The sequence below is a fragment of the Yoonia sp. genome, assembly GCF_036770585.1.
Taxonomy (GTDB): Bacteria; Pseudomonadota; Alphaproteobacteria; order Rhodobacterales; family Rhodobacteraceae; genus Yoonia.
In genome coordinates, this window is the sequence record NZ_DAIPIW010000066.1 from 1 (window position 1) to 14,376 (window position 14,376).

Genomic DNA, 14,376 nt, shown 5'->3' on the forward strand with positions numbered 1-14,376 from the left:
GCGCCTGAAAGGTCATCGAGCGCGCGCTGAAGCTGGGGCGGTCCATCTGGTAGACGCGCGCGGTCGCGGGTTCGGCGCGCATCGCGCCAAATGTCGCTGTGGCAACGGTGGTCGAGGCGCGATGCCCCGCGTCGGCCAGCGCATGCCGGATCGCCGAGATCAGCAGCCCACGGACGGTCCCGGGATCGCGGAACCGCACCTCGGCCTTGGCGGGATGCACGTTCACATCCACCAGCACCGGATCGCAATCCACGAACAGCGCCGCCACCGGATGCCGGTCGCGCGACAGCACATCCATATAGGCGGCGCGCAAGGCACCCAGCAGCATCTTGTCGCGCACGGGCCTGCCGTTGACGAACAGATACTGCGCCACCGCCGCGCCACGCGAATAGGTCGGCAGGGCGGCAAAGCCGGTCAGGTGAAAGCCGTCGCGTTCCGCATCGATGCGCAGAGCGTTTTCCGCGAAATCACGGCCAAGCACAGTCCGCAAGCGCCCGTGCAGCGCCGCGAACAGATCACCCGTTTCGGCATCGGCGCGGAACACCACGCGCGGGTCGCCACCCGTGGCATCGCGCAAGGTGAAGCTGACGAAGGGTTCCGCCATCGCCAGACGCTTGACCACATCCGTCACCGCCTGCGCCTCGGCGCGGTCGGTGCGCAGGAATTTCAGGCGGGCCGGCGTGGCATAGAACATGTCCCGCAGCTCGATCACCGTGCCGCCGGACAGGGCCGCCGGTCTGACCGCCTGCATCTGACCGCCTGCCACGCTGATATTCGCGGCCTCGGCCCCTTTCGCGCGCGCCGTGATCGACAGCCGCCCGACAGCGCCAAGACTGGGCAAAGCCTCGCCCCGGAACCCGAAAGAGCGGATGTTCAAAAGGTCCGACCCGTCGATCTTCGATGTTGCATGGCGCGACAGGGCCAGAGGCAGGTCTTCGGGAGTCATACCGCAACCGTCGTCCGTCACGCGGATCAGGGTCTTGCCGCCATCGGCGATCACCACCTCGATCCGGCTGGCGCCCGCGTCGATGCTGTTTTCCACCAGTTCCTTGACCGCCGAGGCAGGCCGTTCCAGCACCTCGCCCGCCGCAATCCGGTTGATTGCGGCCTCGTCCAACTGCCGGATCACCGGAGCTTGCTTTATCTGGGGGTCTGCAATTGCCATGCCACAAGGTCTAGCATGGCAAGCCGCGATTCTGCGAGACGGAAAAGGTGGACTTGCCCTATTGCGTGCTCTCCAGCCCGACCGGCTGGCCGACGACCACGAAATGCAGGTCCTCGGGGCGCATCAGTTCCGCCGCGACCCTGCGAACATCATCCAGCGTCACCGCCTCGACATAGGCGTTGCGGTCGATCACATAGGCGGGCGGCAGCCCCACCATCTGCATTCCGGCCATGATTCTGGCGATCTCGGCGTTGCCGTCGAAGCGCAGCGGGTATTCACCGGTTAGAAAGGTCTTGGCGGTGGCCAGTTCCTCGGCGGTCATGCCGTCTTCGGCCATGCGGGCCCATTCGGCGCGAATGACATCGATGGCTTCCGCAATGGTTTCATTCGATGACGCCACCGAGCCCAGCATCATTTCGGCATGGAACTTGGGCACCAAGGACGTGCCGATCCCATAGGTCAGGCCGCGCCTTTCGCGCACCTCGGTCATCAGGCGGGATGAAAAGCCCCCGGCGCCAAGAACGTGGTTGATCACGAAGGCGGTGAAAAAGTCGTCATCGTCACGTTTGATGCCCGCATGCCCGAAGAGCGCAACAGACTGCGGTGTCGCGAAGTCCACAACCGTCACGCCGCCGTCCAGACCAAAGGCCACATGCCCGGGCTCGGGCGGGCCTTCGGCGGGCAGTTCACCCAGCAGCGCATCCAGCATCTCGCCGATCGTTTCGGCGGTCGTATCGCCCACGGCCGAGACATAAAGCCGGTCGCGGGTCAGCGCGTTCCGGTGCGCGGTGATCAGGTCATCGCGGGTCAGCGCGTTCACGCTGTCGGTCGTGCCGTCGATGGCAGAGCCATAGGGATGATCTCCGAAGGCCGCGGCGTTGAAGACGGCGTTGGCGATGGAATTGGGGTCCTTTGCATCGCTCGCGATTCCGGCCAGCACCTGCGCGCGCACGCGGTCGATGGCGTCCTGATCGAAGGTCGGCTCGATCAACGCCTTGCGCAAGAGTTCCAGCGCCTCGGCCTTGTTTTCGGTCAGGAACCGCGCCGAGATCGACAGGCTGTCGTCGAAGGCGCGAAAGCTGAAACTGGCGGCAAGGCGTTCCAGCTCCGTCTGGAATTCCTGCGCGGTCATGCCTGCGGCACCTTCCTCCAGCAGGGCGGTCATCAGGTTCGTCGCCCCGCGTTTGCCCGGCAGGTCAAGCGCGGCACCCCCACGAAAGCGGATTTCCAGCGCCACAAAAGGGATGGAAGGTTCTTCGACCACCCAGGCATTGACGCCACCCTCAGAGGTGACCTGCTTGATGTCGATTTCCGCATGTGCCGTTGCGCCAAAGAGGGCAAGGCAAATGATCAGGGCGTAGCGCAGCATTACATCGCCTCCTCTTGGCTCGGTGCGACCCAACCGGTGACCGAGCGCTCGCGCAGCAGCACCTTGGCGGCAACCGCCTTGATGTCGGCCTCGGTGACCGCTTGCAGCACGTCGGGCCATGCCTGCACGTCCGCAACCGTCAATCCTTGTGTCAGGGCCGCGCCATAGCGGCGGGCCAGACCTTCGGTATTGTCCATGGCGTAGATTTCAGAGGCGCGCAGTTGGGTGCGGATGCTATCCATCCGCGCGGGGTCGATCTCGGCGGCAAGGAAGTCGGCGATCACCTGATCCATCGCCGCTTCTGCCTCTGACAGGGTCACGCCCTCGGCGGGCACGACCGACAGGGAAAAGATCGTCTCGTCGAGGCTGGCGCCACTGTAGGACGCATTGGTCCAGATCGCAGTTTGCGTGTCGAATTGCAGCGCCTGCCCCAAGGCAGAGGTGAAGGGCGAACCGCCAAGCAGTTCGGCCAGATAGACCAATGCGGCCGCATCTTCCTGCGCGCCGCTGTCGCGTTCCGGCGCAAGGTATGACCGGACAAGGAACGGCTGGCTGACCCGCGGGTCGATATAGGTCAGGCGACGCTCGGCGCGGTGCGGCGGTTCTTCGGGGCGAAGACGTTCGGGCATGTCCGCCTTGGCGGGGATCACGCCGTAGTATTGTTCGGCCAGTGCCCGCACCTCTTCGGGCACGACGTCTCCGGCGACGATCAGAATGGCGTTGTTGGGCGCATAGTGGCGATCGTAGAATGCCATCACGTCGTCCATGTCCAACTGTTCCATCTCGTGCATCCAACCGATGATGGGCACGCCGTAGCGGTGGTTCTGGTACAGCGCCGCGTTGAACTGTTCGCGGGCAAGGGCGTTGGGGTTGTTCTCGGTCCGCTGGTTGCGTTCTTCGATGATCACTTGCCGTTCGGTGACGATGTCCTCTTGGGTCAGCCGCAGGTTCTGCATCCGCTCGCTTTCCATCTGCATCATCAGTTCCAGCCGGTCAGCGGCGACACGCTGGAAATACGCGGTGAAATCGTAGCTGGTGAAAGCGTTGTCGCGCCCGCCATTGGCAGCCACGGTGGCCGAGAATTCACCCGGTGCCAGATTTTCGGTGCCCTTGAACATCAGGTGTTCGAGAAAATGAGCGACCCCCGAGACACCTTCCGGCTCATCCGCCGACCCGACCCGATACCAGACCATATGCACGACCACCGGTGCGCGGTTGTCCTCGATCACGACAACCTCCATCCCGTTGTCGAGCGTGAAGGTCGTGACCTCTTCCGCCCAAAGGACAAGCGGCGCGAAGGCAAGGGCGAGGGCGGCAAAAAGGCGTGTCATGGGTGTCCGTCGGCTGTTGTGTCGTGCAATAACTACGCTTCAGCCCAAGCGGATCAAGAGACCATACGCGGATGTGAGGGGTCAGCGGGGATCGGCCAGATTGCGACCGCCCGGTGTCGGCGTCGGCAAGGCATTCGTCGGCGGGATGACCAAAGGCGCGTTCAGCCGCAAGGCCGAGGCATCCGGCCCGCCGCCTTCGATCGCCATGGGGTTGCTGAAATCGGGGTCAGGCGCACCGCAGGCCGCCGCGAGCGACAGGATCACAACTGAGAAAACGAGCTTACGCATCAATGGTCCCTTTGGTCTGCTTGGGTAGTCTTATCGCACCCGGTCCAGCGCGTCACGCCGCTTTCTTGCCGTCATCCGACAGGAAGGCAAGCCCCACCGCCCCCACGAAAATCGAGATGTCAGCGACGTTGAAAGCATAAGGATTGGTGAAACCGCAGCAGGACATGTTCAGGAAATCCGCCACCGCGCCATAAAGCAACCGGTCGATCACATTGCCGATTGCACCGCCCAAAAGCAGCCCGCCCGCCAGATACATCCACCGACTGCGCGGCGCGCGGCGCAGCCACCAGACCACGGCGACCGAGATGACAAGCGCCACACCGATCAGCACCCAGCGCATGTCGAATGCGGCAAAGAGGCCGAAGTTGACGCCACGGTTCCAAGCCATCGTCAGACGCAGATAGGGGTCAAAGACATCGACGGGCGGCGGATAGGGCAAGATCCCGCTTTCGGGCCTGACCTGATCCCAGCTCAGGCCGAAGACGTTGAACAGCACATGAAACTTGATCACCTGATCAAGAAAGAAGATCGCGATTGCTGTCCATGTCATCAGGCGCATCTTGCGTGGTCCTTAGTGGCGGAAGTGGCGCATGCCGGTAAAGACCATGGCGATGCCGGCCTCGTCGGCGGCGGCGATCACCTCGTCATCGCGCATCGAACCGCCGGGCTGGATCACGCAGGTGGCACCTGCGGCTGCGGCCTCCATCAGGCCGTCGGCGAAGGGGAAGAAGGCGTCGGATGCCACCGCAGAGCCTTTGGTCAGCGGTGCGGGCAGGCCCATCGCCTCGGCCATGCGCTCGGCCTTTTTGGCGGCGATCAGCGCGCTGTCGAGGCGCGACATCTGGCCTGCGCCGACACCGACCGTCGCCTTGTCCTTCACATAGACAATCGCATTGGATTTGACGTGCTTGGCGACCTTCCATGCAAAGAGCAGGTCGTCCATCTGTTCCGGCGAGGGGGCTTTCCTGGTGACAACCTTCAGGTCATCCATCCCCACATAGCCGGTGTCCTTGTCCTGCACCAGCATCCCGCCCGCCACTTGGCGGTAGGTGGTGATCGGGGCTTTAACATCGGGCAGGCCATCCGTTGTCAGCAGGCGCAGGTTCTTCTTGGCGGCGAAAACGGCCTTGGCCGCATCGGAAGCCCCGGGGGCGATGACGACTTCGGTGAAAATCTCGGTGATCGCCAGTGCTGTCGCCTCGTCCAGAGGCTGGTTCAGGGCGACGATCCCGCCAAAGGCGCTGGTGCGGTCGCAGTCGAAGGCGCTGCGGTAGGCCTCGTGCAGGGTCGCACCACGGGCCACGCCGCAGGGGTTGGCGTGTTTGATGATGGCGACGGCGGGGCCATCGGCGGGGTCGAATTCCGCGACCAGTTCGAAAGCGGCGTCGGTGTCGTTGATGTTGTTGTAGGACAATTCCTTGCCCTGATGCTGCACCGCGGTCGCGACGCCGGGGCGGTGCGTGCCATCGGTATAGAAAGCCGCCGCTTGATGGCTGTTCTCGCCATAGCGCATGACTTGGCGGAACGTCCCGCTGAAGGACCGGCGGCGCGGGGTCGCATCACCGATCGCAGCGGCCATCCAAGTGCTGACGGCGGTGTCATAGGCGGCGGTGCGGGCATAGGCGGTCTGCGCCAACCGCTGCCGCAGGGCCAGCGTCGTGTGCCCGTCATGCGCGTCGAGTTCCGCCAAGAGGGGCGCGTAGTCTTCCACATCCGTCACCACACAGACAAAGGCATGGTTCTTGGCCGCCGAGCGGATCATCGCAGGGCCGCCGATGTCGATATTCTCGAGGCAGGTCTCGGCGTCGGCGCCTATGGCCACTGTTTCCTCGAAGGGGTAGAGGTTGACGACCACCAGATCGATCCCGCCGATCCCGTGCTCGGCCATCGCGTCGGTGTGGCTGTCCAGATCGCGGCGGGCCAGGATGCCGCCATGCACCACCGGATGCAGCGTCTTGACGCGGCCATCCATCATTTCGGGAAAACCGGTGACTTCGGCCACGTCGGTCACGTCCAGCCCCGCATCGCGCAGCGCCTTGGCGGTCCCGCCTGTCGACAAAAGCTGCACCCCGCGTGCGGCCAGCGCCTTGCCCAGATCGATCAGACCGGTCTTGTCAGAGACGGAAAGAAGCGCGCGGCGCAGCGGAGCGAGATCGGTCATGGTTTTCCCCAGCAAAGTCAGTCTGTCAGATCCATCGGGTCGGTCTCGGACACATCACGCAGGAAGCCCGGCGTTTCCGGTGCCTTGGACAGCGACCAACGGATGCGTGTCGCATAGGCCAAAGCGTGACCGGATAAAACCATCTGTTGCGTCGCGCGGGGCTTTAATCGTCCGTTTTGCAGATAAACCGAGGCCGAAAGTGACAGTTTCGCCGTTCCATCATGCCGGAAAACCCAGGTCTCTCCGGACGCGAGCTGTAGCGAGGCCAGCGTGCCGTCCGTGTCGATATGGGGGGTGACGTCGGGATGCAGATGGAACCGGATCGCAAAGGGAATGCCCATATCGACCGAAGAGGTCAGGATCTTGTCGAAGCGCGCCTCATCGTCCTTGTCGAGTGTGGTGAAAATATCGTCGCCTTTCAGCGTGGCACCATCGACCGACAGGGTCAGGACACGGGCATGGGTGATCCCGTGACTGGCCTGATAGCCGTCATGCGCAAGTTCCAGCTTGCGGCCGATTCCGGCGCTCAGAAAATTGCAGCGGACCAGCCTTGGCACTTCGACCAGCAGTTCGCGTCGCTGATCATCCACAGCTGCTGCGGACAGATGCGAGGACGATACGCCCTCGATCATCATGGTCGAGTGACTGGGTGTCGCCCTGCTTGCCCTGCGCCACTCTTTGCCGAAACGCCGCCCCGATCCGCAGTTGACGATCAGCGGGCGGCGACCGGATGTCATCTCCAGCGCCAGGGTGCTGGCATGGGCATCGACCGAGGTTTCACCCGTCGGCGGGGCGGCCGCATCGACGATGACCGTGGTGCGCCCGCAGCTAAGCCGTGCATAGCCCATGTGCAAAGCGTGTTTTGGCAGCGAACGGACACCTGCGGCGGCGAGTGCCGCGTCAAGTCGCCCCTCGATCCCCGCACCGCCCCCGTGAAACCGCGCGAGGCTGCCATCGGCATGACGCAAGGCGCGCAAGACCGGGGCGATCCGCAAGATCGCGCTTGTGATCGAAGGGGGTGGTATCCGTCCGGCCTCGGTCAGCACATCCCGCGCGAGGTTCAGCAGGCCCAGAACCTCCAGCAGTTCTTCGGGGTTGCGGGTGGCGATCCCGCCCTGCGCGTCGATCTGCGTGTCGCAGTCTATGGCAAGCGCGGCAACGGCCTCGTCCACGCTTGCCGCCATGTCCTTCAACGTCAGCCCTGCATAGATCAGACCGGCCAGCGCCTCGAACCGGCGAAGACCCGGCTGCGCGGCCTTCCAGCGGCGCGCCAGAAACAAAGTCTGCTGGCCCATGCTGCGAAACAGCCGGTCTGTCGCCTGCTTGTCCTGCCCGCGCATGATGAAATAGCCGTGGTTGATCAGGCGGATCAGGCGGCGTCCGGTAATCCCCGGTGTCCAGCCCGCACCGCGCCCGTCACCGTAGCGGTCCAGCCATTCCCGCACCCAGAGCCGGGCCTTTTCGCGGGCCAGTTCGTCGCCAAGTGCCGCAAGGTCGTCCAGCCAGACGCAGCCGTGTATCTGGTCGCGCACCTCGGGATTGTCTTTCGCGACGTCCCAGATGGATGTCTTCGGCCCCTCGACCCGCAGCCCCGAAAACAGAAAATGCCCGTCGATCAACTGTTTGCCGCGCGCGACAACACCGATCGTCCGAGGATCCGGCACCGCCACAAAGGACGTCGAGACCGCGACACGGGCGGCCCGCCGCGCATGATGGCGATGCATGAAGCGCGTGCCGCTTTCACGGAGTTTCTTGAGCTGGAACAACGCTGCCGCCTCGGTCAACTGGTCACTTCGTCTGGTTGGTCAGACCATAGGAAATGGGTCTGCCGAAGTCACGCAGGCTTTCGTAACAGGGCAATGTAAAACCCGTCCATCCCGCCGAGATCGGGCCAGTAATCGGGCCGCAGGCGCAACCCGCCCTCGGGCGTGCGCCAGGTCTGATCGACGCCTTCCAGGGCGAGGGCATCCGCAAGCACCGCCACGCCCGGATGGCGGTCCAGGGCCTCTTCGATCTGCACCTCGCCCTCGTCCGGCAGCAGCGAGCAGGTGCAGAACACCAGCCGTCCGCCGGGTTTCAAAAGGCCAAGCGCATGGTCGATCAAGGCGGCCTGCTGGTCGATCAGGGCGCCGAAGTCCGATCCGTCCTTGGCGTAAGGCAGGTCGGGATGGCGGCGGATCGTGCCGGTGGCCGAACAGGGCGCATCCAGCAAGACCACGTCAAAGCCGCCGTCGTCAAAGGCGAAGGCATCGCTGACGACGGTTCTTGCCTCTAGCCCCGTCCGATCAAGGTTCGCCGCGACCCTTTCCATCCGGCGCTCCGAGATGTCGACGGCGGTGACCGCTGCACCGGCGGCGGCCAGTTGCAACGTCTTGCCGCCGGGGGCCGCGCAGAGGTCGAGCGCGCGCAGCCCGTCGATATCGCCAAGGGTCCGGACCGGCAGTGCCGCCGCCGCGTCCTGCACCCACCAGTCACCCCTGTCATAGCCGGGCAAGGCCGAGACCTGACCCGCATCCGCAAGCCGCACCGATCCCGTCGGCAGAACGATGCCGCCCAGCGCATGGGCGACCGCGCCGGGATCGCCCTTGGCCGTCAGGTCAAGCGGCGCACCTGCGAAATGGGCGGCTTCGATGGCTTCCACTGCCTCGCGGCCCCAAGCGGCCACCAAAGGCTGCCGGAACCAACCCGGGGTGAGAGGGACAGGGCGCTTCTGCCATCCATCGGGGCCTTCGGTGGCCACCTTGCGCAAGACCGCATTCACCAACCCCTTCATCGCGGCGGTGCGCTTGTCACGGGCGACGATCTCGACATAGGCGTTCACGACGCCATGCGCCGCCTCGCCGGAACACAGCTCCAGCGTGCCCAGCCGCAGGGCGTTCATCACGTGCAGGGGCGGCGATTTCTTCAGATAGGGCTTCAGCATCCTGTCTGCACGATCCAGTCCGCGCAGGGCATCCGTGGCAAGGCGCTGGGCGCGGGCGCGCGCGTCCGCCCCGAGCTGTGACAGGGCACCTGCCGCGACCAGTTCGGACAGAAGCCGCCCCTCGCCGATGATCTGCATCAGCAGGTAATGCGCCGTGCGGCGGGCGGGCAGGCCGGTCTGGTCCATGGTCACTCACTTGAAGGCGGGTCGCGACGGGGTATATCAAGATGCACACCCGCCACAAGACGCACGACACCCTATGTCCGAGACCGAAAAAGACCTGTCGCCTGCCGCGCAGCGCGCCCTTGCCGAGGCGGAAGAGCGCCGCAAGACCGCCAAGGCGGATGCGCTTCCGCCGGAACTGGGCGGCCGCGACGGCCCCGAGCCTGTCCGCTATGGCGACTGGGAAAAGAAGGGGATTGCCGTCGACTTCTAGGCCCCGCCAGTCACGGCCCCTTTTGATTATTTTGATCCTATCCGACCGACGAAGCTTGAGCATTCCGCGGATGGTTGTAGTTTGCCCGCATTAAGTGAAAGGAAGCACTGTGCTGGCAAAAGGGATCTTTGCGGTTGTGGCCTGCCTGAGTTTGGCCGCATGTGGCCTTCCCCGCGGTGCCGGCTTTCAGTCCGAGGTAATCGGAACCGTCGGCGATACGGCCACGCAGAACGCCAACGGTTTCACCACCTACAAGGTCAACAGCGAGAACCTGCGCCAGATACAAGCCTGGGGTGGCGCACAGCCGACACCCTTGCAGTGGCCCGCAGCACAGGACCAGCCCGCCTCTCTGATCATCGCGCCGGGCGATATGCTGCAGTTGACAATCTGGGATGCGGAAGAGAACTCGATCTTCGGTCCGGCGGGCGTGACGCCATTGCAACCGACCGAGGTGGACGCCGCGGGGCGCATCTTTGTGCCGTTCATCGGCGAACTGCGTGTCTCGGGCATGGCGCCGTCGACCGCGCGCCAGCGGATCGAGGAAGAACTGGTCATGACCGTGCCCTCTGCGCAGGTGCAGCTGGTCGTCGAACCCGGTCAGGGCAATACCGCGAACCTGTCGTCAGGCGTGACGGCCCCCGGGCTTTATCCGCTGCCCCGGCGCAACTTCCGCATCCTCGATCTGTTCTCGCTGGCCGGTGGTGTGGATCGGACGCTGAATGCGCCACAGGTTAGGCTTGTCCGGGACAACCGGACCTTCGGGGTCTCTTATGCGCGTCTGGAAGAGGAACCCGGCCTCAATATCGCGGTGCGCGGTGGTGACCGGATTTATGTGATCAACGACGACCGCAAGTTCATCACGCTGGGCGCGACCGGCAGCCAGTCGATCGTCGACTTCCCCGAACCTGAACTTTCGGCGCTCGAAGCCATCGCCTTTATCGGCGGCGTCAATCCGGGCACGGCAAATCCCGAAGGCGTTTTGATCATGCGCGAGTATCCGGCCGATCAGGTCCGCGACGGCATTGCCGGTCCGCCGGAGGAACGGGTGGTCTTCATCATCGACCTGACCGATGCCGACGGGCTTTTCGCGGCGGGCCGCTTCATGATCGAAGATGGCGACCTGATCTACGGCACCGAAAGCGCGCTCGGACCGTTCCTGACGGCGGTCGGTCTGGGCAATACCGTATCGACCACCCTCAACTGAGGTTCAGAACAGCGTGATGTCATCGGCAAGGGCTGACAGATCGGTGACCCCGCCGATCCAGAGGCTGTCGCCCGTATCGAAGCCGATGATCGTGCCATAGGCATCCGTGGTGGCGTAGAGCATCAAGAGATCCTCGGCCGAGGTCAGCCCCGTCCAGAGGCGCGCATCAAGGATGATACGGTCCTCGCCCAGGGTGAAATCCTCGATCCGGTCGTGGCCTGCGTTGAAGACGAAAGTATCCGCCCCCGGTCCGCCGGTCAGGATATCGTCGCCCGCGCCGCCGTCCAGCCAGTCATCGCCCGCACCGCCCAACAGGCGGTCCGCGCCATCCCCGCCCAGCAAGCGGTCGTTGCCGTTGCCCCCGAAGACAAGGTCATCGCCTGCGCCCGCATGGATCGTATCGTTGCCGTCCTTGCCGACGATCAGGTCGGCACCCGGCGTGCCGATCAGCAGGTTGCCCGTCGGACTGCCGGCAATCATCGGATCATCCGCACCGCGCCCCAGCCCCTTGCGCAAGTCCGCCAAGGCGCTTGCCGCGATCAGGTCATGGGCCATCAGCGGGACAAAAGCCGCATCCGCGGGCGTCGGGGCAGGTGTGCCGGTCGGGTCAGGGACCGGTGTCGGCGGCCCGGGAAACCCGGGCTGAAGATCGGTCGACAGCCGCGATGCGCCGATCAGGTCGCCGCTGTCCAGCAACCGATAGTCGATCGGGTTGCCGTCCGCGCTTTGCACGATCAGCACCTCGTCGCCATACCGGATTTCCATCCCGTCACTGCGCAGGCTGATCGTGAGTTGCGAGATATCGCGCAGAAGCGGCCAGAGCGACAGATCGATCCGGTCCTCGCCCGGGGTGAAATCCACGATCGTGTCCAGCTCGCCATCGGCCGAGAGCAGAAACAGGTCCCGCCCGGGACCACCCGCCATGATGTCCTGACCCGCGCCATCGTAGAGAATGTCGTCCCCCGCGCCCCCGCTGATCAGATCGTCACCATCGCCCCCCTGCAGGATGTCAAAGCCGTTTGTGCCCACCAGCACCCCACCTGCCGGCGGGGCCGCCGCGGTGATCCCCGCCGGTCCGGTCTGAAACCGAAGCTGGGTGACGCCGGCCTCGCTGCTGCTGGCGGCGAAGATATCCAGACCGCCCTGCGCCAGATCCCCCACCGCCGCAATCGCGCTGATATTGTTCAGGCCGATCTCGTCGGTGTCTTCGAAGACCGCACGATGAACAAGCGTGCCGCCATCGAGCAGGACAAAGACCGACACCCCGTCATCCGCGCCACCGGCGATGACGTAGGTCTTGCCGTCCTTCTCGATCACCTCCAGCGCGGTGATCCCGCCAAAGCGTGTATCGCGGCTGTCCATGACGTGGTCGCGGATCGTCAGCGCCCCGTCTGCCCCCACCTCGATCACCGTCAGGCTCTGGCTGCCTGCGGCACCGAGGATCGCATAGGTCTTGCCGCCGATCTGGGCGCTGTCCAGAACCGAGGGCGCGCTGATCCAGAGGCTGTCTTCGACACCCAAGGTGACAGGCGCGCCAAGGCTGCCGTCGCCCGCGATCAGGCGGGATGCGATCCCGTTCTGTGCCACGCTGGCGGTCAGCAGAAACGATTGCCCCGCGACGGTCGCGATGGTTGTCGCCGAGACCTGCGCCATGGTGGCGACGGTCGGGTCGGTCAGCAGATCATGTCCGGTCAAGCTGCCAGAGGCATCGAAGATCAATTGCCCGATCCCCGCTTGACCGGCAAAAGCGCCATAGATGAACGTCGCACCCCCCGCCTGATGCGTCACCGCGTGCTGGAATGTGCCAAAGGCATCGGGCAAGGAAACAAGCGTGGTCGCCGCCCCAAGGCTGCCGTCGGCAAGCACCCGCAGGCTTTGCAGGTCGCCAGCGGCGGCCCCCCCCGTCACCAGCCAGGTCCCCGACCCCGTCGAGAATGCCGCCATAAGGCCCGACCCGCCCGCCGCCAGTTGCCCTGCAAATCCGACCGCGTCACCCAGCGACAGCCCCGAAGCCGACAGTCCCCAATGCTGAAGGACACCGTCATAGCGTGTCGCGCTGTAAAGCTGCGGTGCGCCGCCGGTCTCAAGCACCAGCAGGTCCGTGATCCGCGAATGGCTTTCGCTGCTGCCGCTGGCAAGAAAGCTGATGACACTGATCTGCGACATGGCCCCCCCCGCTGTCCGACACGGCGGCAGGCTAGACTGCGGCCCTTAACGCAGGGCAAAACCTGCCGGGAAAACCGCTTTGCATTTGGCTAAAAACCGTCGCGAAGTTTAGCCGTTCCCGTAGCCGTCAGGGTTCTGCGACTGCCAGCGCCACGTGCTGGCCATCATCTCGTCAAGCGAGTGTTCGGCGCGCCATCCGAAGGCTGCCTTTGCGCGCGACGGGTCGGCCTGCATGGCCGCGATATCACCGGCGCGGCGCGGGGCTGTCCGCGTGGGGATGGGTGCGCCGCAGGCCCGTTCGAAGGCCGCGACCATCTGGCGGACACTGACGCTTTGGCCCGTCCCGATATTGAACGGCTGGCATCCGGCATTTCCGGCGGCATAGCCCAGCGCCGCCACATGCGCCCGTGCCAGATCGACCACATGGATATAGTCGCGCAGGCCGGTCCCGTCGGGGGTGTCGTAATCCGTGCCGAAGACCTGCAACGCAGGCCGCTTGCCGATGGCGACCTGGGCGATATAGGGGACCAGATTGTTGGGGATGTCGCTTGGGTCTTCGCCGATCTCGCCGGAATGATGCGCGCCGACCGGATTGAAATAGCGCAACAGTACGGCCGCCCTGTCGCCCGCCTGTTTGGACCAATCGGCCAGTATCTGTTCGGCCATCAGCTTGGTGCGGCCATAGACCGACAAGGGCGCTGTCGGATGCGCCTCGTCATAGGGCAGATACACCGGTTCGCCGTAGACCGTCGCGGACGACGAAAAGATGATCTTGCGGCAGCCCGCGCGGTCCATCGCGTGCAACAGGGTCAACGTCCCGCCGACATTGACGTCGTAATAGGCAAGGGGTCGTTCTTCGCTTTCGCCAACGGCCTTGAGGCCCGCGAAATGGATCACCGCTTCGGGTTCGAAGTCGCTGAACACGGCGTCCAGTCCGGCTGCGTCACGCACATCGCCGGTGACATCCCCCAGCTTGCCGTTGGAAAGGCTGCGGACGCGGTCCAGCACCTTGGGGTTCGCGTTGACATAGCTGTCGTAGACGCAGACTTCGTGGCCCTGCGCCATCAGCTCGAGCAGGGTGTGGCTGCCGATGTAGCCTGCTCCGCCGGTCACCAATACGCGCATGCTGTTTCCTTATCCCTACAGGCGCGTGTCTAGGCAGAATACCGCCCCGGTGCAACGCAGACCGTTCGTCATTCGTTAACCCAAGGACGGTGCTGCAAGCCGGTCTTTACGGCTTGGCGGACAGGGTCGGGCCGTCACATCTCTACCGGAAAGGGTTCCCAATGGCCGAGCAAACACCGAGACTTTCACTGCCCATCATCATGCCTGC

12 protein-coding genes are annotated in these 14,376 nt (G+C 64.6%); 2 read left to right on the forward strand and 10 right to left on the reverse strand.

The window, feature by feature from the left end; all coding sequences use genetic code 11:
• The 8 genes from mutL to V7N12_RS11215 form a co-directional block, all read right to left on the reverse strand.
• Nucleotides 1-1,165 (reverse strand): DNA mismatch repair endonuclease MutL (gene mutL, locus V7N12_RS11180; protein ID WP_333714646.1); only part of this gene is annotated, 1,165 nt, incomplete at its 3' end.
• Between the two features lie 58 nt (nucleotides 1,166-1,223).
• The gene (locus tag V7N12_RS11185; RefSeq protein ID WP_333714647.1) at nucleotides 1,224-2,534 is read right to left on the reverse strand and encodes a M16 family metallopeptidase; all 1,311 of its coding nucleotides are present in this window, start codon (nucleotides 2,532-2,534) and stop codon (nucleotides 1,224-1,226) included.
• Nucleotides 2,534-3,865, reverse strand: coding sequence for a M16 family metallopeptidase (locus V7N12_RS11190; protein ID WP_333714648.1), 1,332 nt, complete (start codon nucleotides 3,863-3,865; stop codon nucleotides 2,534-2,536). The genes V7N12_RS11185 and V7N12_RS11190 overlap by 1 nt, the downstream gene beginning before the upstream one ends.
• 81 nt (nucleotides 3,866-3,946) lie before the next feature.
• Nucleotides 3,947-4,153, reverse strand: a complete 207-nt coding sequence (locus V7N12_RS11195) for a DUF3035 domain-containing protein (RefSeq protein WP_333714649.1) — start codon at nucleotides 4,151-4,153, stop codon at nucleotides 3,947-3,949.
• A 52-nt stretch (nucleotides 4,154-4,205) separates the two neighbouring features.
• The gene (lspA, locus tag V7N12_RS11200) at nucleotides 4,206-4,712 is read right to left on the reverse strand and encodes a signal peptidase II (RefSeq protein ID WP_443089960.1); all 507 of its coding nucleotides are present in this window, start codon (nucleotides 4,710-4,712) and stop codon (nucleotides 4,206-4,208) included.
• A 12-nt stretch (nucleotides 4,713-4,724) separates the two neighbouring features.
• On the reverse strand, nucleotides 4,725-6,314 hold the full coding sequence (gene purH / locus V7N12_RS11205; protein WP_333714651.1) for a bifunctional phosphoribosylaminoimidazolecarboxamide formyltransferase/IMP cyclohydrolase: 1,590 nt from the start codon (nucleotides 6,312-6,314) through the stop codon (nucleotides 4,725-4,727).
• Between the two features lie 17 nt (nucleotides 6,315-6,331).
• Nucleotides 6,332-8,098, reverse strand: a complete 1,767-nt coding sequence (locus V7N12_RS11210) for a heparinase II/III family protein (protein ID WP_333714652.1) — start codon at nucleotides 8,096-8,098, stop codon at nucleotides 6,332-6,334.
• 50 nt (nucleotides 8,099-8,148) lie between these two features.
• Complete coding sequence (locus V7N12_RS11215; protein WP_333714653.1) at nucleotides 8,149-9,423, reverse strand: RsmB/NOP family class I SAM-dependent RNA methyltransferase; 1,275 nt, start codon at nucleotides 9,421-9,423, stop codon at nucleotides 8,149-8,151.
• A gap of 73 nt (nucleotides 9,424-9,496) precedes the next feature.
• On the opposite strand from V7N12_RS11215, the gene V7N12_RS11220 reads away from it, so the two are divergent.
• Nucleotides 9,497-9,673 (forward strand): DUF1674 domain-containing protein, encoded by a 177-nt coding sequence (locus tag V7N12_RS11220; protein ID WP_333714654.1) that lies wholly within the window; start codon nucleotides 9,497-9,499, stop codon nucleotides 9,671-9,673.
• A gap of 109 nt (nucleotides 9,674-9,782) precedes the next feature.
• A complete protein-coding gene (locus tag V7N12_RS11225; protein WP_333714655.1) occupies nucleotides 9,783-10,877 on the forward strand; it encodes a polysaccharide biosynthesis/export family protein in 1,095 nt (364 codons plus the stop codon).
• Between the two features lie 3 nt (nucleotides 10,878-10,880).
• Here V7N12_RS11225 and V7N12_RS11230 read toward each other — a convergent pair whose 3' ends face one another.
• The gene (locus V7N12_RS11230) at nucleotides 10,881-13,043 is read right to left on the reverse strand and encodes a calcium-binding protein (RefSeq protein WP_333714656.1); all 2,163 of its coding nucleotides are present in this window, start codon (nucleotides 13,041-13,043) and stop codon (nucleotides 10,881-10,883) included.
• 108 nt (nucleotides 13,044-13,151) lie between these two features.
• Nucleotides 13,152-14,168, reverse strand: a complete 1,017-nt coding sequence (galE, locus tag V7N12_RS11235) for a UDP-glucose 4-epimerase GalE (RefSeq protein WP_333714657.1) — start codon at nucleotides 14,166-14,168, stop codon at nucleotides 13,152-13,154.
• Nucleotides 14,169-14,376: the final 208 nt, after the last annotated feature.

What these genes read in the sequence shown, in the direction of transcription:
- V7N12_RS11185 (WP_333714647.1), bottom strand. Translation starts at nt 2,534, where the DNA reads ATGCTGCGCTACGCCCTGATCATTTGCCTTGCCCTCTTTGGCGCAACG.
- V7N12_RS11220 (WP_333714654.1), top strand. Translation starts at nt 9,497, where the DNA reads ATGTCCGAGACCGAAAAAGACCTGTCGCCTGCCGCGCAGCGCGCCCTT.
- V7N12_RS11230 (WP_333714656.1), bottom strand. Translation starts at nt 13,043, where the DNA reads ATGTCGCAGATCAGTGTCATCAGCTTTCTTGCCAGCGGCAGCAGCGAA.
- V7N12_RS11195 (WP_333714649.1), bottom strand. Translation starts at nt 4,153, where the DNA reads ATGCGTAAGCTCGTTTTCTCAGTTGTGATCCTGTCGCTCGCGGCGGCC.
- purH (WP_333714651.1), bottom strand. Translation starts at nt 6,314, where the DNA reads ATGACCGATCTCGCTCCGCTGCGCCGCGCGCTTCTTTCCGTCTCTGAC.
- V7N12_RS11215 (WP_333714653.1), bottom strand. Translation starts at nt 9,423, where the DNA reads ATGGACCAGACCGGCCTGCCCGCCCGCCGCACGGCGCATTACCTGCTG.
- lspA (WP_443089960.1), bottom strand. Translation starts at nt 4,712, where the DNA reads ATGCGCCTGATGACATGGACAGCAATCGCGATCTTCTTTCTTGATCAG.
- galE (WP_333714657.1), bottom strand. Translation starts at nt 14,168, where the DNA reads ATGCGCGTATTGGTGACCGGCGGAGCAGGCTACATCGGCAGCCACACC.
- V7N12_RS11190 (WP_333714648.1), bottom strand. Translation starts at nt 3,865, where the DNA reads ATGACACGCCTTTTTGCCGCCCTCGCCCTTGCCTTCGCGCCGCTTGTC.